The sequence below is a fragment of the Pantoea sp. DY-15 genome (genome assembly GCF_019795935.1).
GTDB classification, from domain to species: domain Bacteria; phylum Pseudomonadota; class Gammaproteobacteria; order Enterobacterales; family Enterobacteriaceae; genus Pantoea; species Pantoea leporis.
Genome location: NZ_JAIMIF010000001.1, coordinates 1709076 through 1730108, shown reverse-complemented (window position 1 = coordinate 1730108; position 21033 = coordinate 1709076). Strand labels below are relative to the sequence as shown.

The following is a 21033-nucleotide window of genomic DNA, read 5'->3' as shown; positions in this document are numbered from 1 at the left end:
GACAGATTATCCCGCGTCTTAAGTCAAACAATGGGAAGAAAAGACGCGGGTTTTACGCTTACCTTCAGCGTTTAGCGGCTATCAGGCAAAGATATCGACAGCGCCGTTACCGGCCGCGCGCGCTTGAAGGGCTGCCGGGACGGCAATAGGCGTTATCTCGTTGTCACTGTCCTGGGAGAGGCTAAAGCTGCCGTGCTGTCCGTCACGACGTCCTTCCTGCTGGCCCTGATAACTCTGGCCCTGTGCGAAGGCGTCGCTGCTGACGTTACTCTGTCCCAGGTTTATTCCGCTCTCCGCCAGCGCGCTACGCAGCTGAGGAAGAGCCGCTTCCAGCGCGGCCCTCACTTGGCTGTGGCTGGAAACCATATTTAACTGTGCCTGATCCTTATCAAGGGTCAGGCTGATCTGGATAGCGCCCAGATCCTGCGGATGTAGACGCAACTCGGCGTTCTGCTGCCCGTTGCGGCTAAACATCACAATCTGCTGACTCAGCGCCTGCTGCCACTCGCTGCTGCCGAGCTGCGCATTCAGCATGGGCGTCGACGGCGTGGTGCTGGTCGAGGCGGTGCTGCTTACCAGCGAGCTGGTGGCGCTGAGCGGTGCGCTGGTGAATGGCGTCACCGGGTCATCACTGCTCTGCGCGGCGGCGCGCTCTTCCGGCTTACTCAGCGCATTCAGCACCTGCTTAAAACTCTCATCCAGCGTCAACCCGCTGCTGTTACTGGCGGTGGTGCTGACGCTGCTGCTCTGCGTGCTGCTGGCCGTTTGCGTTAAGAGCGTTACAGCATCGCTGGATTTCTTCTGTGCGCCATCCGGCTGCGCGTGCTCTTCTTTTACTGCACCGTCCAGGGAACCCCTTAACAGTGCGGTATTAAGCGAAGCGCGAGTGTCGGTTGTCCCTTCGCCTGCGCTGCTACTTACGCTGGTTGGGCTGGTGCGGTTCTCTACCGCCACCGGCAACATGGCGAATAACGCCTGCACATTCTGTAAGTCGCTGGCAGTTAACGAACTTGCCTCACTCTTGTCTTTATCATCGGCTGATTTCAGCGTGGCTTTAGTGTTTTCCGGCTGTAAAAGTGCGTTTAACGCATCAGGTTTCTCCAGCGCCTGCAATAACGCGCTTAGCGAAGCCTTACTGACGTCTTTTTCATCAACTTCTGCTGTCAGAACAGTCGATTGCGTGTTAACAGCTTGTTGCTTTACCAGCGTCAGCAAGCGGTTGCCGAGTTCAGTAATAAATCCCTGCGGCAGCGACTCCGCGCCCTGCAAAACATCTGATGAAACTGAAGTGTCAGCGTCTCCCAAAACCGAGGTTTGCGTAGCAACTGTTGGCAGCGTAATCATTCGCCTTTCCTCAATGCGGCCCGTTGGGCAAATTCATCCATCCGTTTCTGATCGAGACGGTTTTCTTGTCGTAATGCGTTTTCCTCAGCGCGCGTAATCAGCGTTTGATAAGCATTGAGCCGCTTATGCTTTTCACGCCAGTTGCTCAGCGCGCTGTCGAGGCGCTGATTCCACTGGGAAAGCTGTTGGCGATGCTGTTCGATGGCTTTTTCCAGCGTCTGAATAAACTGGTGATAATTGGTCCAGCGCGTGCTGGCGATGCCGCCGGACATATCCTGATTGAGCTTGTTGCGATACTCATCCTGATAATCCAGCAGCATGCTGAGTTGTTCGTCGGCCTGCTGCACACCCCGGCGCATATCGCCAAGGTGAATCACTGCACTCTCCAGTTCCTGCTCCGCCATATCGCGCAGCTTGTTGATCGCACTGGCCGTTTTCATCACTTAACCTCGTTTGGCGTTAACCGAACATCGCCTGCAGATGCAAACAGGCATCGTCATAGTCGCTGCGTTCGAAAATGCCCTGATGCAGGAAGGCTTCCATCTCGGGATAGAGCTTGATGGCGCGGTCCAGCATCGGATCGCTGCCTGCGGCATACGCCCCCACACTCACCAGATCGCGGTTGCGCTGGAAGCTGGAGAGCAACTGTTTGAACTGACGCACGCGCGCGTAGTGTGTCTCATCAATTAATGAGGTCATGGCGCGGCTGATTGACGCTTCGATATCAATTGCCGGATAGTGGCCGGCTTCCGCCAGACTACGCGACAGCACGATGTGGCCGTCGAGAATCGCACGCGCCGAGTCGGCAATCGGGTCTTGCTGATCGTCGCCTTCGGTCAACACGGTATAAAAGGCGGTAATTGAACCGCCGCCGTGCGTACCGTTACCGGCGCGTTCCACCAGCGCGGGCAATTTGGCGAACACCGAAGGCGGATAACCTTTGGTCGCCGGCGGCTCACCGATGGCCAGTGCGATCTCACGTTGCGCCATGGCGTAGCGGGTGAGGGAATCCATAATCAGCAGCACATGCTGACCGCGATCGCGGAAATCTTCAGCGATACGCGTGGCATAAGCGGCACCCTGCATACGCAGCAGCGGCGAGACATCCGCCGGCGCGGCGATCACCACCGAACGCGCCCGGCCTTCGGCACCGAGAATATTTTCAATGAACTCTTTAACTTCACGACCACGTTCACCAATCAACCCCACCACGATCACGTCGGCTTTGGTGTAGCGCGCCATCATGCCGAGCAGCACGCTTTTACCGACGCCGGAACCGGCGAACAGGCCCATACGTTGACCGCGACCCACGGTGAGCAGGGCGTTGATGGCACGCACGCCGGTATCCAGCACATCTTCAATCGGCGTACGTTGCAGCGGGTTGAACGGTGCGGTGATCAGCGGGGCGCGATAGCCGGTTTCCGGCGCGGGCAAACCATCCAGCGGTTTGCCGCTGCCGTCCAGCACGCGACCCAGAAGTTCCGGGCCCAGCAGCATCTGTTTGCCGCTGTGGCCGCTGTCGCCACTGACGCGCGCATAAACGCGTGCGCCCGGCAAAATACCGTCGACTTCTTCCAGCGGCATCATTAACAGTTTCTGCCCGTTGAAGCCGACCACTTCACTTTCAACTTCAGTGATCTTGCTGCCATCGGTACGTTCAATAATGCAGGTAGCACCGAGCGGCAGCTGCAGGCCGGTGGCTTCCAGCACTAAGCCGGTGGCGCGCGTCAGGCGACCGTAACGACGCACGGTTTGTACCTGCGAAATGCGTTCTTCGAAGGCGTCGAGCGCGCCGAGCCAGCGTGAAAGGCGTGAGGAGGTCATTACAGTGTCCCCGGAGCGGCCAAGCGGCACAGCTCCTGCCAGCGTGTTGCCACGCTCGCATCAAGGTCGCCATCTTCGGCGCTAAGCTTACAGCCGCCAGGATGCAGCGTGCTGTCGGCCAGTAAGCGCCAGCCGTGCAGATCGAGCGTTGGACCCAGCGTCTGCTCGATGCGCTGCAGATCGTCCGGATGGACGCGCAGCTGCGGTTTGCCGCTGAACATCGGTTCCTGCTGAATCAGCTGCTGGATTTGACGCAGCAGGGCGGTGCCGTCAACCTGCGTGGCCTGGCCAATCACCGTGCGCGCGGCTTCCAGCGCCAGCTGCATCAGACGTGAAGCGATTACGCTGTCGAGTGCTTCGAGCGTGTGATGGAACTCGGTCACCAGCTGCTGCATACGTGCCTGCAGCGGCGCTTGCTGCTGCTGCGCATCGGCTAAGCCTTGCTGGAAACCGGCGTCATAACCGTTCTGTTGCGCTTCGGCGAAACCTTTCTGATAGCCTTCGCTGTAGCCTTGCGTCTGCGCATCTTTGCGCATCTGCTGCTGCATGCGTTCCAGCTGTTGCTGCTGTTCCGCTTCGGCGCTCAGTTCGACATCGATCTCCGGCTCCTCTAACTGAGGTTCCGGTTCGGCACCGAACGGGCTGCCTAAATCATCAGGCTGCCAGCGCTGCCACGCGCGGGCGGAAAAGGCATCAGACATAGGTTTCCTCGCCACCACCAATCACCATCTCGCCGGATTCTGCTAGGCGGCGCACCACCAGAAGAATGGCCTTCTGCTCGTTCTCCACCGCCGACATACGTACCGGACCACGGTTGGCCAGATCATCGCGCAGGATATCGGCCGCACGGGCGGACATGTTTTTGAGGAACTTCTCGCGCAGCGGCTGTTCGGCACCTTTCAGTGCCACCAGCAACTGTTCGGATTCCACTTCCTGCAACAGACGCTGGATGCTGCGGTCGTCCACTTCCACCAGGTTTTCGAACAGGAACATCTCGTCGATGATCTTCTGTGCCAGCTCGCCATCGAAGTCGCGTACTGCTTCGATAACCGCTTCTTCCTGCTGGGTTTTCATCAGGTTGATAATTTCTGCTGCGGTTCTCACGCCGCCCATCTTCGCGCGCTTGAGGTTGGTGCCGTCGAGCAGGCCATTCAGTACTTCGGTCAGTTCCGCCAGCGCCGCCGGCTGGACACCGCCGAAGGTGGCGATACGCAGCATCACATCGTGACGCAGACGCTCGTCGAACAGCGCCAGAATATCCGCCGCCTGGCCACGTTTGAGGTGGACAAGGATGGTGGCGATAATCTGCGGATGCTCGTCGCGAATAAGGTCGGCCGCCGCCTGTGGCTCCATGAAGTTGAGCGTTTCCATACCGCTAGTGGTCTCGTTTTTCTCGAGAATATCTTCCAGCAGGCTTGAAGCTCGCTCCTCGCCCAACGCTTTGATCAGCACCGAACGCAGATAATCGTTGGAGTTGAGGCTCAGCGCCGCAAACTGTTCGGCATCGGCTTCGAACTCGCGCAGCACTTCGGTCAGCTGTTTGTGTGAAACCTGGCGCATGTTGGCCATAGCACCACTCAGATGCTGAACCTCACGCTGGTTAAGGTGTTTGAACACCTCCGCCGCGCGCTCTTCGCCGATGGTCATCATCAGAATGGCGCTTTTTTCTGTACCGGTCAGACTCATAGTTCTTTACTCATCCATTCGCGGATAACCAGCGCGACGACGCGCGGATCGTTTTCAGACATGTCGCGGATACGCTGGCTCATCACCTCGGCGCTCATGCGGTTAGTAGATTTACGCTCCTGATCCAGCTCGTCTTTGCTGAGCTGAACGTTAAAGGCTTCTTCTTCTTCCATGGCCGCAGAGCGTGCCGCCAGCGCTTCAGCCGCTGCCTTCTCCTGCTCTTTCTTACGCACCAGCTGTGGACGTACCAGCTTGCGATAGAGGATGAAGCCAACCAACGCCACCAGCAGCCAGCGACCGGCAGTCATCAGCTGATCGAAGAACGATTGCTGCTGCCAGAATGGCAGGTCGCCACCGCTTGGCTCGGTCATGTTGAACTGAGAGTTCACCACGTTGACGCTGTCGCCACGGGTTTGTGAATAGCCCATCGCTTCACGGGTTAAATCTTCAATCTGCTTGATCTGCTGCTCGTTAAGCGCCACCGCTTTGCCTTTACCGTCGTCGCGGTAGTTCACCACCACGGCAACCGACAGGCGCTGCACATCGCCGACGTTCAGCTTGGTATGACGAATGGTGCGGTCCAGCTCGTAGTTCACCGTGTCGTTGCGCGTTGAGCTGCTCGGGCCAGAAGGCTGTGCGGTGCTGGTGGTGCTGCCGTTATTCTGCGCATTGGCGGTTTGCGCGTTGGCGTTTTGGCCGTTGGCATTATTGTTGTTATTCGTTGGCGGATTGGTCACCGGCGCGGTATTGGCTGGCGCAGGCTGATTCGACAATGCACCCGGCACGCCGCCTGGATACGGGCTGCCATTCTGTTCGGAGTTGCTGGTCTGGCGTGAACGCACCGCGCTGTTGTTAGGATTGGCGTTCGGCTGGTATTTCTCGTCGGTCTGCTCGCTGCGGTCGAAGTTGATTTGCGCCGTCACCTGCGCATGCACATTGCCCTGACCGACAATCGGATTCAGGATCGCTTCGATACGCTGCTGGAAGCGTGCTTCCACTTCAGACGCATATTTCAGTTGCGCATCATTCAGGTCGCGACCTTCGCTGTCAGAGCGGGTCAACAGACGACCGGCCTGATCGACAACGGTCACGTTGCCCGGCGGTAAACCGGCCACGCTGCTGGAAACCATATGCTGAATGGCCTGAATCTGGCCTTCATCTAATGCGCGGCCTGGCTGCAGGTTCAGCGTCACCGAGGCGGAAGGGGCTTTCTGCTCACGCACGAACAAGGTCGGTTTCGGCATTGCCAGGTGCACGCGTACGCTCTTCACCGGACCGAGCGTTTCGATGGTGCGCGACAGTTCACCTTCCAGCGCACGCTGATAGTTGATCTGCTCGCTGAACTGGCTGATCCCGAACTTCTCTTTGTCCATCAGTTCGAAGCCGACGTTGCCGCCTTTCGGCAAGCCTTGTTGTGCCAGACGCAGACGCAGCTCATGCACTTTATCGGCGGGCACCATCAGTGCTCCACCGTTATCGGCGAACTGGTAAGGGATGTTCATTTGCGTCAGCTGCGTGACGATCGCGCCACCATCCTCATCGGAGAGGTTGTTATAAAGCACGCGATAGTCTGGCGCTTTTGCCCACAGCACCAACGCAAACACCACCGCGATAACCGCAGCAGCAGCGATAATTAAGGGAATACGCGGATTGGCGCGCAGGCGGGCGAGAAGGTCATTGAAGCCTTTCTTAGCTGTATCCTGTGTAGCGGCTGCACTCGCATTCATGACCGATTCCTGCCTGACATTATTGATCGGGTGTGGTGTTGTGGTGACAAAACGTACTCCCTGAAGACTTCTCCCCTAAATCGGGAGAGGAGAAAAATTAAATTCCACTTAATGGCAGGCATTATTTGTTGAAAGCCGCGACATCGATGGGTGGATAAGCCGGGTTTTTTGCGGTCATTTAGCGCCTTTGTCCTATTGACAGTGTGTTAACTTTCTCATCGTGAAAATTTAATCACTTCTTTAATAGGGGTCAGGCAATGTCAATTCAGGCGATTGAGGGTGTGCTGCAGCAGCTGCAGATGACGTCTCTGCAGGCCAGCGGTAAGCAAGCGGAGTCCACGAATCAGGTCGATTTCAGTGCCACCATGAAAGCAGCACTCGACAAGATCAGCGAAACCCAGACAACGGCTCGCGCTCAGGCGCAGGATTTCGAAATGGGTAAACCGGGTATTCAGTTAAATGATGTGATGGTCGATCTGCAAAAATCCTCTATTTCCATGCAGATGGGCGTGCAGGTGCGTAACAAACTGGTGTCGGCGTATACCGATATTATGAGTATGCAGGTTTAGTTTCTTTCGGGTATTTCTTTCGGGTATAGTCCAGCGCGGTAATGGTGTTATATCAGGCGGGAAGGTTGCTGCATCACAGTGAGTACACCGCCAAACGCGCTGCCTTATTTTGAGAAGAGGATTCTCACGTGAAGAAAACCCTGCTGTTTTTAATCGCTATTGTCCTGCTCACGGGATGTGACAAGGATGACGCGACTTACTACCCGCAAATGAAAAATTTTGCCTATCTGTATCAATTCGAAGCGCTGCCCGGCAAAGTCAAAACGACCCATCAAACGCTGTTTACCGCCGACGGCCAGCAGATCTTCGAAGTGAATGTCGATTTCGACCGCAACGGCTGTCCAACGCATGTTAAATCGGTGCGTAAAGACGGCGAAGTGATTGAAGTGACGCGCGACGGCAATGAATTAAAAGGCAGTGAAAACGGTCAGGACGTGGTGGTGACGCTGAATAAGAGCTGCGCCATGGTGAAGAAAGTCACGCCGAGCATGACCGTGGATATTGCCTATAACAAACAGGGTTTGGTTGAGCAGATCTCATCGCCCGCCTCCGATGCAGCGTTTCACCTCGCCTATAACAGCGCCGGTGAAATGGCGGTCTTGAGTATTACCCAGGCCGGAACGGAAGTGTCGCGTGCTACCGCGGTGCGAGCAGAAGATAAGAAAAAGATCTCTGACGTGGTTACCACGGTGAAGCGTAATGACCAAATTAAAACCGTCAGCAATGTCTGCAAATATAAAAACGACATTCCCTATTATTGCGACATTATTACCGCTGACGCGGCAGGCAACGTGATTGATAAGCAGTATGGCAATATTGAGGTAACGTATTACTGATTGGTGGGGTCGCCATGCATGGCGACCAACACTATTTAATCTCAGGCCACGCCACAGCCGGGAATCCATTCAGCAGCGGATAAGCAAACAGGAAACCCTGGAACTGGCTAATGCCTGCGGCTTCCAGCCACATCCACTCTTCAGCTTGCTCGACACCTTCGGCAATCACCGCAATCTCCAGCGATGCGCAGCACTTAATGATGGCGTGCATGATCGCCTGCTTCGGTCCGCTTTTGTGCACATCGCGGATCAGCTCGCGATCGATTTTGATTTTGTCCGGCTGGAATTTTGATAACAGCGACAAGCCAGCAAAACCGGCACCAAAATCGTCCAGCGCGAGGCTGATACCTGCCGCTTTCAACTTTCTCACTTCGGCAGCAAACTCATCCGAGCGCGAAATGATCTCATTTTCGGTCACTTCGACGATCACCTGTTGCGGCACCAGCCCGCTGGCGTTGATCTCGGTAAGCAGGAATTCCACCGCGTTTGGCACCGTCACCAGTGACATCGGCAGCAGATTGATCGACAGACGATGCTCGCCAATCCCCAGTTTGCTCGCCACGCGAAAGGCCAGACGTTTCGATTTGATATCCGCGTGATAAATCGCTTCGCCGCCAAACGCGGAGAAATACTCATCGGGTGAGCCACCGTTTGGCGTGCGGATCAGCGCTTCAAACGAAGTGACGCGGCGCGCGAAGGGATCGATGATGGGTTGAAAAGCAAAGCGGCAATCCTGCAGGCTCTGATCGATACCCTCCAGATCGTTCTGCCATTCAATATCCGGAACAAATTCCCAGGTATTAGCTGGCGGGATCTCGAAGTAGTTCTCTTTGTCGCGCGCCACCACAAAGGTACGCAAAAACTGCAGCGCGCGATCTTTGTAGGTGAGCTGATAACGCGAGGTGCCTTTATCCAGCACTGCTTGCAGCACAGTGTCTTTGTCATGCTCGCGCAGATCGAACAGCTCCATGCCGACTTTGCCAAAACGGCGTTCAGGCGCGAAGTCGTGCATTAACTCCACCAGATTATGGTGGCGTGCGTCCTGACAAATACGCTTGTATATGCCCTGAACGGACTCGCGCGGTCCTTCCAGCAGCTGGAAGAAGTGCAGGCCGTCGAACAGCAGGATGCCAGTAACGTCGAAGTTTTTGTTTTTGCTATTGGCTTTAGCAACCATATCTTCGAGCGTTTTGATTGGCACGTGATCGTGCAGATGGCTGCGGTAAATAATTGTGGTGAGCATCGAGATTGTCCGGATAATTTATTATTTTGCGGCTAGATTAGCAGCCTTACCGCGGGGTCTGTCCATAGCTTACCGCGATCAGGCTAAACTTTTTTTATTATAACAGCTTAAGCGAAGCGGCTAGCCGCTTCGGTAACGTCGCAACTCCATCAGCGTGCCGATAATTTCTAGCGCCGATTCCGCCGAATGCAGCTGCGGAAAATCATCATTCAACGCGCGCAATGTGAAGATCTGCGCATCCTGCTGTTGCGTTTGCAGGCGATAAATCCGCACTCGTGCCACGCCATCCACCAGCGCCAGCACCACATCGCCCGGCTGCGGCTGAACGTCAGGATCAAAGATCACTTTGTCACCGGGCCGGTAATCGGGCTGCATCGCCTGATCTTCTATTGTGACCGCCAGCGCGCCATCGCCCAACTGACTCTCGCTGTAGAGAAAGTGCGCAGCCTGCTGTTTGAGCAACAACCGTTCTTCGCTCAACCACGCTGACGCTTGCGCCAGGCTAATCAATGGCACCGCCGCAACCGGTGCGGCCTTGGCGTGGGTGGCAAATACTTCGCCATCCCCGTCGATAATCCATGCCGCCGTGCATTGCAGCCACTGCGCGAGCCGCAGCAAATTCTCGCCACGCGGTACGGTTTCCTCTTTTTCCCACTGCGATACAGCCACATGCGACACCCCAATGCTTTTGGCCAGCGCCTGCTGCGTCAATTGTAGTGCTTTACGTCGTGTCCGGATGCGCTCACCGGAAGATTCTTTTTTCATCATCTTGACATCTCCTGAAGGAACTACTTAAGTATACTTAAATTCATAAGTTAAAGTAAACTTAAATTCAGGCGTTGACCGCGAAGCTGGCAAGGGTGGTCAGCGTGCTTATGGGGCACATCCCTTGCCAGGGGTGAGAGGTGAAGCATGGAAAGTAGTTTAGTCACCAGCGTAGGTGCGTTGCTTCTCGGCGGCGGCGCAGCAGCTGTGTTCTGGAAACCGTTAATGGCGGGTATCGCCGCTATCGTCACCAGCAATCGTGCCGGTGGGGAGATCATCACCAGTTACAAAGAACAGGTGATGCTGCTCAAAGAGGGTCACGCCTTGATGCGCCAGGAAAACGATGAATTGCGCATCCGACATGACAAAAACCTGCGGCGTATCTCTTCGCTGGAAACCGATCTGCGGCTGATAAAAAACGCCCTGAGCATTTTGCTGGCCACCACGGAAGCCGAGCACAGCGAGAAGTTTCGCAGCCAGGTTAACCAACTGATTACCACTCTGGAGGAGAGTCGTGATGATGCAGATAAACAGTGAGTACGTAGTGAAAAACCATCGGCGCCAACTGTTCTTCGGCGGCTTTTTGCTGATGTTGTCGTTGATGTGCGTGGCGATGACGGTGCTATTCCTGTTCGTCAGTAACAGCGCCAATCAGCGTGTTGAAGAGATTCGACAGCAATATCGAACCATATCGGAACGACGTGAAGCACGTGTGGCGGAGCTTACCAGCCAGCTGGTGGCGCTGCAGAACAAGCTCGATGGCACCGTGAAGCACCCGGTCAGCAATCCGGCTGACAAAGGGAAACCGGCAGAAGGAGATAAGTCGCCACCTCAACCCAAGCGTTAAGGAGGGCATCATGCGAATTACCCCGTGGATTGCAGCCCGTCTTGCCCGACTGCGATCTTTATTCAGTAAGAAGGAGAGCATTATGAGCGATCAAACTGTCATCAATCCAACCAGCACCATCGCATCGTCACCAGCGGAAGATTTCGCCAACGAAGTCGCCACGCCCGTTGCTGCACCGGCGACCGCTGTAGCACCTGAAGCGACGCCTGCTGTAGTCGTAGAAGCAGCACCTGAAGTTGCGCCGGCATCGGCTACGGCACCCGAGGCGATAACCGCTGCACCCGCGCAGGTGGCGGCCACTGCCGCGCCTGAGGCGGCAACGCCTGCGCCTGCCGAGGTTGCGCCGCCCAACGAACCGGACATCGCTGCTCCCGCTGCAGCCGATGCGCCGTCAGCCGCCGCAACGGCGCAGAGCCACGACGGAACTCAGGCGTTCTCAGAAGGGGTGAAGGATTTCGTCAGAGCGTTTAGTTTTGTCGAGCAGGGCGTAATCAAACTGGGCGATGCCGCGAAGGATGAGCTGATTGATCTGGCGAGGAAGTATCTGTAATGCCTGACGACTCAGCATCGGGGACCGGGATGTCCCCTGTTTACAAACAGGTTTTAGTCACTTCCGATTATTCCTAAGGCAGCTTCGATATTTTGCACTACCTTTAATCATTCAAGCGTTATTTAAATCGTCTTAATAAGCGAAAAGGAAGATAGCATGAGTGATACAGAAACTGTAAAAACCAAAACTGAATACTTGCGTGATGTCACCTCCCAGCTTAAAGAGATGCGCCACTACGCGCAGACCAACACTGAGACGCTGTCTGCCCACTGGCTGGCGTTTGATGCGGGTGAGTACAAAGACACCGAATACGCGGGACGCTTCGACACCTTGCTGAACAAACAGGGTAAGCTGCTGGATGACATTGATGCGGCGATTCAGGATCTCGAAATCGCCATCAACCATGCCGAGCAGGAAAGCTAAGCGTTTATCGCACTGGTGGCCTAATCGGCCACCAGCCACATTTCTGCCTCATCGAACATCTCTTCAACAATCCGCGCAACTGTCGCTTTATCGTTCTTACTCATATCAGTATCTATCGCGTTACGCTCCATCGGTTTGACGCGTACCTCAATATCGGGAAAGACGCGCTGTACACGCTTTTCCAACTCCTGCAAAATCATCTCGCGTGCACCCGGTAATCCGGCCACGTTACGCTTATCGTAAATCAACTCCACAAACATCAGGGTCGTTCCATTCATTGGATCGGGTGCGATATAGTACTGTAAATAAAAACAGGGGTAAATATGCGCCAACTGGTTATCGATATCTTATTGAAAATGGCAAAAATGGATGTGGAAGCAAAAGAGCTGGTGGCGCAGGTAGAGGCGCAGTCGTTATTGATTGCCGCGCTGCTGATTCAGGCGAAAGAGAATAACTCGTTGACCATTTCCGATACGGTGCAAGAGGCGATTGTTACCGCTTCGCGCGCATCGCAGGAATTTTTACAGTCCGATGTTGATCTGCTGCTGACCCACGTCAATCGTCTGCTGGCGGTGGCAAGTTATATCGAAGTAAAAGGGATTGAGCGGGAAGGGTAAGAAAAAATATTACCTCTGGAAGTGGAAATCCAGCAACACTTCCAGAGGCGGTGCAACAGCACCATTCGTTCAAGGACAATCTACGACTGACGTCGTGATGAGTAAGTTATACAAGTTTTCTCAACTTGTACAACTTTTTCCTGAACATTTTGTGTGGTTGGCGATGTATCTTTGATGCCGTTTCAGTGCGCGGCCGATTACAACTCGTTTTTGATGCAGAACTCTTCCCACGTCATGCCTAAGGCTTCCGCGTGAGATTTCAGATACTTTTCAATGGCATCCGCGGCAACGGCTTTATCGGGCTCCGCCAGCTGAATGGAAAACAGCATGCCATCCAGCTTCTTCTGACGCAAAAATGCGGCATAAATACGTTCTGCGTGCCAGTCGCGTAACTGCGCTAATGACAGGTTCGCCTGGCGGGCATCGCTTTCGGTCAGTTCATCCAGTGCAGACTGGAAATCGGGGTGAGCGGCGAAAAACATCGTGCGCGCCTGAGCGTAATACTCTTCTGGGGTTTTCATTCGGTGTTCCTGCGTATCAACTTGCGCGCTAGTGTAACGCGCGCACGCTGCGTTGTCAGGATTCTGCTGCCGGATCGATATTCATGGCAACCAGGTGCGCATGAATGCGCACCCTACGAAACCACACTCGCCACCAATCCCGTAAGGTCGCCATTCATGGCGACCTGGCCGCACATTATTCGTACAACATCAATGCAACTGCTGATAAATCCGCATCACGTCCTGCTGATTCTTCGCCAGCGTCTCGTCCAACGTCAGTTTACCGTTCAGCATATCCGCCAGGTTCTGCCCAACGGCGTTACCCATCTGATCAAATCCGGGAATACTCACGTACTGTACGCCCTGATAGGGCACCGGATTGAGCGTGGGCTGTTCGACGGTGGCGGAATCAATCGCCGCACGCACCTGCGCGGCATACGGCGCCAGGCGCTGATAGCTCGCCTGCTGATATGTCGAATTGCGGCTGCCCGGCGGGACCGCGCCCCAGCCGACTGTATCGGCCACTTGCTGGATATACTGTTTTGACGTCGCCCAGCTAATAAAGGCAATCGCCGCCTCGCGATTCGGCGTATTCGCCGGTACCGCCAGCGCCCACGACCACAACCAATTGGAGCCGTTACGCGTTATACCGCCCGGCGCAGGCGCAAAGGCCAGCTTATCGGCGACTAAAGAGATCTGCGGATTTACCAGCAAACCGGCTGCCACCGTGCTGTCGATCCACATGGCACATTTGCCTTGCGCGGTCAGGCGCAGAATCTGGCCGAAACTGTTTTTCACCGTATCCGCGGGTCCATCCTGCTTCACCACCTGCAAATAATCACCCAGCGCCTCGCGCCACTCCGGCGAGTTGAGCGTCGGCTGCCAGTTTTCATCGAACCACTGCGCGCCATAGGCATTCGCCATGGTGGTCATGAACGCCACATTATCGCCCCAGCCAGGCTGGCCGCGCAGGCACAAACCGTAAATGCCCTTTTGCGGGTCAGTGAGTTTGGCGGCGAAGTTTTTGATATCGGTCCAGTCGGGATTATCGGGCATGGTTAACCCTTTCTGCGCAAACAGATCTTTGCGGTAATAGGTCATGCTACTTTCGCCGTAGAACGGCAGGGCGTAGAGCGTTTGCTGAAACGACAGCGCTTTGCGCACTGGCGCGATGAGATCATCGCTGTCGTAATCGGCGGGCAGCTTATTGAGCGGCGCCAGCCAGCCTTTTTCACCCCACAGCGGCGCTTCATAGGTGCCAACGGTGATGACATCGAACTGTGCCTGGCCGCTGTTCATCGCCGACAGCACCGCCTGACGCAGCGCGCCATCGTCCATCACATGCCATTGCAGTTTGACGTCAGGATGCTCCTGTTCGTAGCGCGTGGCGAGCTGCTGCATGATGGTCATATCGCCGTTGGCGATGGTGGCGATATTCAGTGTGGTCGCCGCGTGGCTCAACAGCGGCAACGCCGCCAATAGCGCGAGAAGTTTACGCATCATCCCGCTCCTTAGCGCTGTTGCAGGCGGAAGAAGGCCATCTTCTCCACCAGCAATCCGGCATGTTCGCTAACGGTCTGGCTGGCGGCGCTGGCTTCCTGCACCAGCGAGGCGTTCTGCTGCGTCGCGCCATCCATCTGAATCACTGCGGTGTTGACCTGCTCAATGCCGCTGGATTGCTGGCGGCTGGCCACGGCAATTTCACCGACAATGTCCACCACGCGCGCCACGCCCTGATTGATGTCATTGAGCATTGCGCCGGAACGCTGCACCAGCGCACTGCCGGCTTCCACTTTACCCACGCTGGCATCGATTAACGCTTTGATCTCGTGGGCGGCCCCGGCGGACCGCTGCGCCAGCTGACGCACTTCGGACGCCACCACGGCAAAGCCGCGCCCCTGTTCACCGGCGCGTGCCGCCTCAACCGCCGCGTTGAGCGCCAGCAGGTTAGTCTGGAAGGCGATCTCATCGATCACCCGGTTGATATCCGCGATGCGCTTGCTGGAAGATTCGATCTCCTCCATCGCGCTGACCGCATCACGCAGCACGCTGCTGCCGCGTTCGGCCTGATGACGTACGTCGGTGGCCAGTTCGTTGGCCTGCGCAGCGTTATCGGCGTTGTGTTTCACCGTGGCGGTCATTTGCTCCATGCTGGCGGCGGTCTGTTCCAGCGAGCTGGCCTGCGAATGGGTGCGTTCAGAGAGATCGTCATTGCCATCGGCCATCTGACGCGCCGCATCACTCAGCGCAGTGGCGCTTTCGCCCACGTCGCGCACGATCTCCGCCAGACGCACATCCATGCGCAGCAGTGACTGCATCAGTTCGCCCATCTCATCGCGTGATACGCTGCCAATATCGTGGTTCAGTTCACCGGCCGCAATCGATTCGGCCAGCTCGCGCGCCTGAGCAATCGAGCGGTTGATCGAGCGGATCAGCAGCCAGCCGAACACCAGCGCCACGCTCAGCCCGACCAGCAATATGATAATCAGGCTGTTACGCGCCAGCTGGTAATCGCTGTTGCTCTGCTGATAGGTGAGTTCCGCATGCTGGCGCATTAACGCATCAAGCTGATCGATGTCCTGTTGCAGCAGCTGACTGCCGCTGCGCAGGCGGGTTTCAATCACCACCAGCGCGCCGGACGGGTTGCCGCCCTTAAGCAGTTCACCGGCATCTTTCAGCGCGGTTTGCCAGCCGTCGAGATGGGTGATGAATTGCTGGCTGAGGGGTTTGGTTTGCGCATCAAACGACAGCTGCTGCCAGGTTTGGCGGTCTTTGGCTATCTGCTCGCCGTACTGCGCGATGCGCGCCAGACGTTTCTCCACTTCGCTGCTGTCGGTCCAGTAGCGCAGGGCATCGAACAGGGTCGCGGATTGTTCCTGCACCATGCGGTACAGGCGGGATGAATATTGCAGCGGTAACAGCTCATTCTGATAGGCGTTTTGCGCCCGTTGGTCGGCGGCGCGCAGGCCGATGATTCCCCAGATGGCGGCAACAATCAGTAAAATGCACAGCAGGCCAACAATCGATGTCAGACGCGCGCGAAGGGTCAATCGCATAACGGGATTCTCCGTAACGAAGGTGAGTGTGTAATCGGTCATTATTGTTTTTACAGGCACTTTTAACTCCAGAAGAGTTATCGGCGCAGAAGTGAGCAGCTTGAGGAAAATCATGCGGCGCGCAGTAGATACCTTGCGCAACCTGCGGGAAAAATTATAACGTAGCCGCCATTGATGCGAGTGTAGGGACCGAGAATGAAAAAGTGGATGATAGTGGCCGCGCTGGCGCTGAGTGGCTGTGCGCAGATCAGCAATTATGACCAGGCGGTGAAAACCCCGGCACCGCTGGAGCTGCAGGGCAACTGGCAAACTGTAGGGCCGCAAAGCAAGCTGATCAGCAAGCAAGCGATGGGCAGCCTGATTATTGGTGCCGAGGGCGACACGCTGGATTGCCGTCAGTGGCAGCGCGTGATTGCCAAACCGGGCAAATTAACGCGTCTGGGCGATGACTGGGTTAACGTGACGCGTCAGGTGCGCGTGATGCCGCTGGTGCTGGAGAACGGTGAGCTGCGTTACGATGGATTGAGACTGCGTAAAGTGGATCGCCCAACCGTTGAGTGCCAGCAGGCGCTGGAAGAAGTGGCGAAGCGTCCGAATGAGGCGGTGATTCAGGATATCGAGCCAGAGATTATGCGCCCGGTTTCGGCGGCGACGCAGAAGTAATTTTCCCTCACCCTAACCCTCTCCCAGTGGGAGAGGGAACCGGTTGAGCTCATCTGGCATATTGCAGCATCACCCTCTCCCTGTGGGAGAGGGCCGGGGTGAGGGCATCAGCGCGCAGAGTCCTAAATCTAACCCTGCGGCAAATACACACTACCTTGCTTACCATACGCGCTCATCACCGATTTCTGCATCGATGACTGGCCCACCAGCTGCGTCAATTCGTCCATACGCAACTGCAGCAGACGTTTCACTTCGCTCTCATTATCGAGAATATGGCGTAACACCGGACGCAGCTGCTCTTGCAGCTGGCGCGACGGTGCGGCGGCTGCGGTTGTTTGCGCCAGTCTTTGCACCGCACTGACATAGTCCACTTCCTTGGTAATCAAATCATCCCATTCGCCGTCTGCTGCCAAACGCAGCATTCCGTGGCTGAGGTCGAGTAACTGTTGGTAAACGGTAATCAGTGGCGGTGCAATATTCATTAAACGGCGTCCTGAAGGTGTTGAGGTTGTACGACTTCTTTCCAGGCATCAGCGATATTGCGCAGAAGACCTTCAACTTCTTCGAGGGCTTCGACATCATTTCGCAGATTAGCCTGAACCAGACGGCGAACCATGTAGGAGTAGAGTCCTAACAGGTTGTCGGTCAGGTCATCGCCTGATTGCTCATCGAGGCCCTGCTTGAGTCCGCCCTCGATGATGTTAATGGCCTTGGAAATCGAGTTACCTTTTCCCTGGATATTGTTGTCCTGCATAAACAGGCGGGCGCGGACCAGTGCGCTGATCGCACCGTCAAACAGCAAGGTAATCAGCTGCTGTTGATTGGCGCTCATCACTGAGCTCTCCACCCCGATTTTTGCATAGGCTTGTGTGCCTGTAGCGCTGTACATGGTCACTCCTAATTATTTAGAACTGCTGCTCGAGGTCATGCTTTCGAACTGCTGTGTCAGGTAATCGCTGGTGCTGTTCAGCGAGCTCATGGTGACGTCGAGTTGTGTGAACTGCGTTTTATAACGCGCAATCAGGGCGTTAATACGCGTGTTCATGTTGTTGTACTGCTCGGTCAGATTATTCAGCGTCTTGCTGACGCCATCTTTCGCTGACTGAATGCTGCCGGTTGATGAGAGCCAACTGGTCAGGTTAGTCGCCAGTTTGGTGGTGATACCGGTAGTTTTACCGTCACCCACAATCATCTCTTTCACGCCGGCAGGATCTTTGGTCAGCTCGGTTTTCAGCTTGTCGGAATCCAGCGACAACTCACCGGTGGTTGGGTCGGTGGTGATACCGATTTGCGCCAGCGTTTTGTAGGTTGAAGAGCTGGCCGTGTTAGTCAGTAAGCTTTTAATCTGGGTTTGAATGCCGCGCAGCGTGCTATCGCCAACTAGCGCACCGTTGCTGGAATCTTGTGTATCTGAGCCGACATCCACAGCGGTATATTTAGTCAGGCTGGTGAACTGATCCAGCAGATTGTTGTAGGCATCCACAAAGTTGGAAATTGCGGTGGAGGCTTTAGAGGTATCTTGCGTGATGGTCAACGTCTGATTACCGCTGGTGACATCATTCAGATTCAGCGTAATCCCTTCCAGCGCATCGCTAATGGTGTTGGTGCTGCTGGTGATGGCGACGTTATTGACCGTTAACTCGGCATCTTGTGCGGCGACGCTGACATCCAGCGGATTATCGGCATCAGTTTTGGTGGAATCAAAGCCGACAATGCCTTGCAGTGTGTCATCGCCAGTCACGGTCACTGAAGAAACCGCATTAGCCTCACCGGTTTTCGACGCGGTCAGCGACAGACGATAAGCGCCATCACCGGTTTTGATAATACTGGCGCTGACACCGGCATTGGCACCGTTAATCGCGTCACGCATGCCGGTTAATGAGGTTTGTGCACTGGTCAGCGTAATGTCTTTACTGGTGCCGTCGGCCAGTTTGATCGACAGCGTGCGGCTGGCATCCGAGCTGCCCAGCGCAGTGGTGTTGCTGGTTTGTACGCCCGAAGTTAGCGTCTGTGCCTGCGCCAGCTGCGTCACACTAATGCTGTATTTCCCGGCGATGGTGCTGCCAGACGTGGTGGCGCTGAACGCAGTGGTGCTGCTGGCTGCGCTGGTTGCGGTGAACAAATCCGCGCTGTTTAATGCCGTGTTGGCGGTTTGGAAGGTGGTTAACGCGCTCGACAAGGTGCCGTAAGCGCTCAGCTTCGCGGTATAAGCCGTCTGCTGATTAGAGATAGGCGTTAAAGACGCTTTCTCAGCCGTACTCAAGTTATCCAGGATGGTACTTAAATCGAGGCCTGAACCGATACCGAGGGTAGAAATGGTGGTCATGTTGTTTCCTTTCTATGTCGACACGGAGAATCAATACCGCGGGTTATCGGCTCTTTATGGGCAAAGTTTAGAATTATTTACCAGCAGGTAATAAAGCGAATAGCGTATATAGAGAAGGGTATTTCGGAGGCTAGAAAAATGATCAAGTTAGTCTAAAGAACTCTTCGGGTAGGGCGATAAAGATAAGCGTGACAGGTTGAAGGGAAAAATTTTCACCTGGTCCTAAAAAAAATCTAAAGGTTGTTTAAGGGCAGACGATAACAACATTGACGGCGCTGAAGCCGGCGGGTTGAAGCCCACACCTTAACCGAAAGACTTGATTAACAGGAATAATTATCATGGCCCAAGTCATTAATACCAACAGCCTCTCGCTGATCACTCAGAACAACATCAACAAGAACCAGTCTGCTCTGTCTACTTCTATCGAGCGTCTGTCTTCTGGTCTTCGTATTAACAGCGCTAAAGATGACGCAGCGGGCCAGGCAATTGCTAACCGCTTCCAGTCTAACATCACCGGCCTGACTCAGGCTGCGCGTAACGCCAACGACGGTATCTCTGCTGCGCAGACTACTGAAGGCGCGCTGTCAGAAATCAACAACAACTTACAACGTGTTCGTGAACTGACCGTACAGTCTCAGAACGGCACCAACAGCCAGTCTGACCTGGACTCAATTCAGGACGAAATCAAATCACGTCTGGACGAAATTGACCGCGTATCAGGTCAGACTCAGTTCAACGGCGTGAACGTACTGTCTAAAGACGGCACCCTGAAAATTCAGGTTGGCGCGAACGATGGCCAGACCATCAACATTGACTTAAAGCAGATTGACTCTAAAACTCTGGGTCTGAACGGTTTCAACGTAAATGGTTCAGGTACCATTGCGAACAAAGCTGCGACTGTGAGCGATCTAGTTGCTGCTAAAGGCACCTTAGCTGGTGGCGTTTATACAGTCGCAACTAACTTTGATGCTTTGACCGCAGATAATGCATTCTCAAAACTGAGCGATGGTGATGTAGTTACAATTGCTACTGGCGCTAATAAAGGTTCGTATACCTATGATGCAGCTAACAAAAACTTCACTACTCAAGTAACTGTAGCAACTGGTGCTGCAACTACCGCAATCGGTGCTGGTTTGAAAGCAGATGCGGGCCAGACAAAAACTGGTACATTTACATCCACCACAGGTAAAGTAGATTTCGAAACTGATGCAAGTGGTAATATCACTATTGGTGGACAAACTGCTTATTTATCAGCTGGCGCATTAACAACTAACAACCCGACTGGTAGCACTACCGGTGCTAAAATGAGTGATCTGTTTACTTCCGCAGATACTAATACTGGCGGCGCTGCTACAGTTGATTTCGATGGCAAGAAGTACAGCTTCGCTGGCAGTGGTGGTGGCGTTAAGTACAATGACACTGTTGCATCAGATGCACTGTTAGCAAATGTTAAAGCAGATGCTACAACAGATGATGTTACCATTAAATTTAATAAAGAAGCTCTGACCTACACAGCAACATTTACTGGAGCTAACTCGACTGATACTTATGTTGATGGTGATAACGAGCTGACTAAAACTTCAACTTACAACACCACATATAAAGCGGATGCCGATACTGGTGCAGTTACTGTTACTGGCGGTACTGGCACTGGTAAATATGCTGCTAACGTAGGTGCACAGGCATACGTAAGTGCTTCAGGTAAACTGACTACTGATACTACTAGTGCTGGTACTGTTACTACAGATCCACTGGCCGCTCTGGACTCAGCTATCAGCAGCATCGATAAGTTCCGTTCAAGCCTGGGTGCGATTCAGAACCGTCTGGATTCAGCGGTGACTAACCTGAACAACACCACCACTAACCTGTCTGAAGCACAGTCTCGTATTCAGGATGCTGACTACGCCACTGAAGTTTCAAACATGTCTAAAGCACAGATCATCCAGCAGGCGGGTAACTCAGTGTTGGCGAAAGCTAACCAGGTTCCACAGCAGGTTCTGTCTCTGCTGCAGGGCTAATCGCTCTAAGCTCCTAGCTTATCAAACCCCGCTTCGGCG

At 54.8% G+C, this 21033-nt stretch carries 24 protein-coding genes; 9 read left to right on the top strand and 15 right to left on the bottom strand.

Annotated elements, in window-relative coordinates; all coding sequences use genetic code 11:
- Window positions 1–81: 81 nt before the first annotated feature.
- Genes K5Y32_RS08460 through fliF form a run of 6 tightly spaced genes read right to left on the bottom strand, consistent with a single transcriptional unit; the run spans window position 82 to window position 6581 of the window.
- Window positions 82–1344 carry a flagellar hook-length control protein FliK gene (locus K5Y32_RS08460; protein WP_222182773.1) on the bottom strand — a complete coding sequence of 421 codons (1263 nt, stop codon included), beginning with the start codon at window positions 1342–1344 and terminating at the stop codon, window positions 82–84.
- Entirely contained in the window at window positions 1341–1784 is a 444-nt protein-coding gene (gene fliJ / locus K5Y32_RS08455; RefSeq protein WP_064739112.1) for a flagellar export protein FliJ, read from the bottom strand. Before fliJ ends, K5Y32_RS08460 begins: the two co-directional genes overlap by 4 nt.
- Before the next feature lie 19 nt (window positions 1785–1803).
- Complete coding sequence (gene fliI, locus K5Y32_RS08450; RefSeq protein ID WP_222182771.1) at window positions 1804–3168, bottom strand: flagellar protein export ATPase FliI; 1365 nt, start codon at window positions 3166–3168, stop codon at window positions 1804–1806.
- The gene (gene fliH, locus K5Y32_RS08445) at window positions 3168–3869 is read right to left on the bottom strand and encodes a flagellar assembly protein FliH (RefSeq protein WP_137386041.1); all 702 of its coding nucleotides are present in this window, start codon (window positions 3867–3869) and stop codon (window positions 3168–3170) included. The genes fliI and fliH overlap by 1 nt, the downstream gene beginning before the upstream one ends.
- Window positions 3862–4854: a flagellar motor switch protein FliG gene (fliG, locus tag K5Y32_RS08440; protein WP_101763955.1), complete on the bottom strand. Its 993-nt coding sequence runs from the start codon at window positions 4852–4854 to the stop codon at window positions 3862–3864. Before fliG ends, fliH begins: the two co-directional genes overlap by 8 nt.
- Window positions 4851–6581 carry a flagellar basal-body MS-ring/collar protein FliF gene (gene fliF / locus K5Y32_RS08435; protein WP_101763956.1) on the bottom strand — a complete coding sequence of 577 codons (1731 nt, stop codon included), beginning with the start codon at window positions 6579–6581 and terminating at the stop codon, window positions 4851–4853. The genes fliG and fliF overlap by 4 nt, the downstream gene beginning before the upstream one ends.
- Window positions 6582–6838: 257 nt before the next feature.
- On the opposite strand from fliF, the gene fliE reads away from it, so the two are divergent.
- Entirely contained in the window at window positions 6839–7150 is a 312-nt protein-coding gene (gene fliE, locus K5Y32_RS08430; RefSeq protein ID WP_008105389.1) for a flagellar hook-basal body complex protein FliE, read from the top strand.
- A 128-nt stretch (window positions 7151–7278) separates the two neighbouring features.
- Complete coding sequence (locus K5Y32_RS08425; protein ID WP_222182769.1) at window positions 7279–7986, top strand: YnfC family lipoprotein; 708 nt, start codon at window positions 7279–7281, stop codon at window positions 7984–7986.
- A gap of 31 nt (window positions 7987–8017) precedes the next feature.
- On the opposite strand, the gene K5Y32_RS08420 is transcribed toward K5Y32_RS08425, so the two are convergent.
- Window positions 8018–9229 carry a diguanylate phosphodiesterase gene (locus tag K5Y32_RS08420; RefSeq protein ID WP_192411597.1) on the bottom strand — a complete coding sequence of 404 codons (1212 nt, stop codon included), beginning with the start codon at window positions 9227–9229 and terminating at the stop codon, window positions 8018–8020.
- A gap of 120 nt (window positions 9230–9349) precedes the next feature.
- Complete coding sequence (locus tag K5Y32_RS08415; RefSeq protein ID WP_222182767.1) at window positions 9350–9997, bottom strand: S24 family peptidase; 648 nt, start codon at window positions 9995–9997, stop codon at window positions 9350–9352.
- Between the two features lie 144 nt (window positions 9998–10141).
- Between K5Y32_RS08415 and K5Y32_RS08410 the strand changes: the two genes are divergently transcribed.
- From K5Y32_RS08410 to K5Y32_RS08395, 4 genes are all read left to right on the top strand, one after another.
- Window positions 10142–10531, top strand: coding sequence for a hypothetical protein (locus tag K5Y32_RS08410; protein WP_110866415.1), 390 nt, complete (start codon window positions 10142–10144; stop codon window positions 10529–10531).
- Entirely contained in the window at window positions 10512–10841 is a 330-nt protein-coding gene (locus K5Y32_RS08405) for a hypothetical protein (RefSeq protein ID WP_192233531.1), read from the top strand. The genes K5Y32_RS08410 and K5Y32_RS08405 overlap by 20 nt, the downstream gene beginning before the upstream one ends.
- Window positions 10842–10923: 82 nt before the next feature.
- On the top strand, window positions 10924–11391 hold the full coding sequence (locus tag K5Y32_RS08400; protein WP_222182765.1) for a hypothetical protein: 468 nt from the start codon (window positions 10924–10926) through the stop codon (window positions 11389–11391).
- 156 nt (window positions 11392–11547) lie between these two features.
- A complete protein-coding gene (locus tag K5Y32_RS08395) occupies window positions 11548–11814 on the top strand; it encodes a hypothetical protein (RefSeq protein ID WP_110866413.1) in 267 nt (88 codons plus the stop codon).
- Window positions 11815–11834: 20 nt separating this feature from the next.
- Here K5Y32_RS08395 and K5Y32_RS08390 read toward each other — a convergent pair whose 3' ends face one another.
- Window positions 11835–12074, bottom strand: a complete 240-nt coding sequence (locus K5Y32_RS08390; RefSeq protein ID WP_101764035.1) for a DinI-like family protein — start codon at window positions 12072–12074, stop codon at window positions 11835–11837.
- A gap of 63 nt (window positions 12075–12137) precedes the next feature.
- Between K5Y32_RS08390 and iraP the strand changes: the two genes are divergently transcribed.
- Window positions 12138–12431, top strand: a complete 294-nt coding sequence (gene iraP, locus K5Y32_RS08385) for an anti-adapter protein IraP (RefSeq protein ID WP_061717593.1) — start codon at window positions 12138–12140, stop codon at window positions 12429–12431.
- A gap of 197 nt (window positions 12432–12628) precedes the next feature.
- On the opposite strand, the gene K5Y32_RS08380 is transcribed toward iraP, so the two are convergent.
- The 3 genes from K5Y32_RS08380 to K5Y32_RS08370 form a co-directional block, all read right to left on the bottom strand.
- On the bottom strand, window positions 12629–12952 hold the full coding sequence (locus K5Y32_RS08380; protein ID WP_101764036.1) for a DUF6388 family protein: 324 nt from the start codon (window positions 12950–12952) through the stop codon (window positions 12629–12631).
- A gap of 189 nt (window positions 12953–13141) precedes the next feature.
- A complete protein-coding gene (locus K5Y32_RS08375; protein ID WP_255602450.1) occupies window positions 13142–14434 on the bottom strand; it encodes a sugar ABC transporter substrate-binding protein in 1293 nt (430 codons plus the stop codon).
- An 8-nt stretch (window positions 14435–14442) separates the two neighbouring features.
- Window positions 14443–15987 (bottom strand): methyl-accepting chemotaxis protein, encoded by a 1545-nt coding sequence (locus K5Y32_RS08370; protein WP_137386036.1) that lies wholly within the window; start codon window positions 15985–15987, stop codon window positions 14443–14445.
- A gap of 195 nt (window positions 15988–16182) precedes the next feature.
- On the opposite strand from K5Y32_RS08370, the gene yedD reads away from it, so the two are divergent.
- Entirely contained in the window at window positions 16183–16650 is a 468-nt protein-coding gene (gene yedD / locus K5Y32_RS08365; RefSeq protein ID WP_192233535.1) for a lipoprotein YedD, read from the top strand.
- Window positions 16651–16778: 128 nt separating this feature from the next.
- On the opposite strand, the gene fliT is transcribed toward yedD, so the two are convergent.
- Genes fliT through fliD form a run of 3 tightly spaced genes read right to left on the bottom strand, consistent with a single transcriptional unit; the run spans window position 16779 to window position 18976 of the window.
- Complete coding sequence (gene fliT, locus K5Y32_RS08360) at window positions 16779–17132, bottom strand: flagella biosynthesis regulatory protein FliT (RefSeq protein WP_110866410.1); 354 nt, start codon at window positions 17130–17132, stop codon at window positions 16779–16781.
- Window positions 17132–17539 (bottom strand): flagellar export chaperone FliS, encoded by a 408-nt coding sequence (gene fliS / locus K5Y32_RS08355; protein ID WP_008105355.1) that lies wholly within the window; start codon window positions 17537–17539, stop codon window positions 17132–17134. The genes fliT and fliS overlap by 1 nt, the downstream gene beginning before the upstream one ends.
- 12 nt (window positions 17540–17551) lie before the next feature.
- Window positions 17552–18976 (bottom strand): flagellar filament capping protein FliD, encoded by a 1425-nt coding sequence (gene fliD, locus K5Y32_RS08350; RefSeq protein ID WP_222182763.1) that lies wholly within the window; start codon window positions 18974–18976, stop codon window positions 17552–17554.
- Window positions 18977–19314: 338 nt separating this feature from the next.
- Between fliD and K5Y32_RS08345 the strand changes: the two genes are divergently transcribed.
- Window positions 19315–20994, top strand: a complete 1680-nt coding sequence (locus tag K5Y32_RS08345; RefSeq protein WP_222182761.1) for a FliC/FljB family flagellin — start codon at window positions 19315–19317, stop codon at window positions 20992–20994.
- Window positions 20995–21033 lie beyond the last annotated feature (39 nt).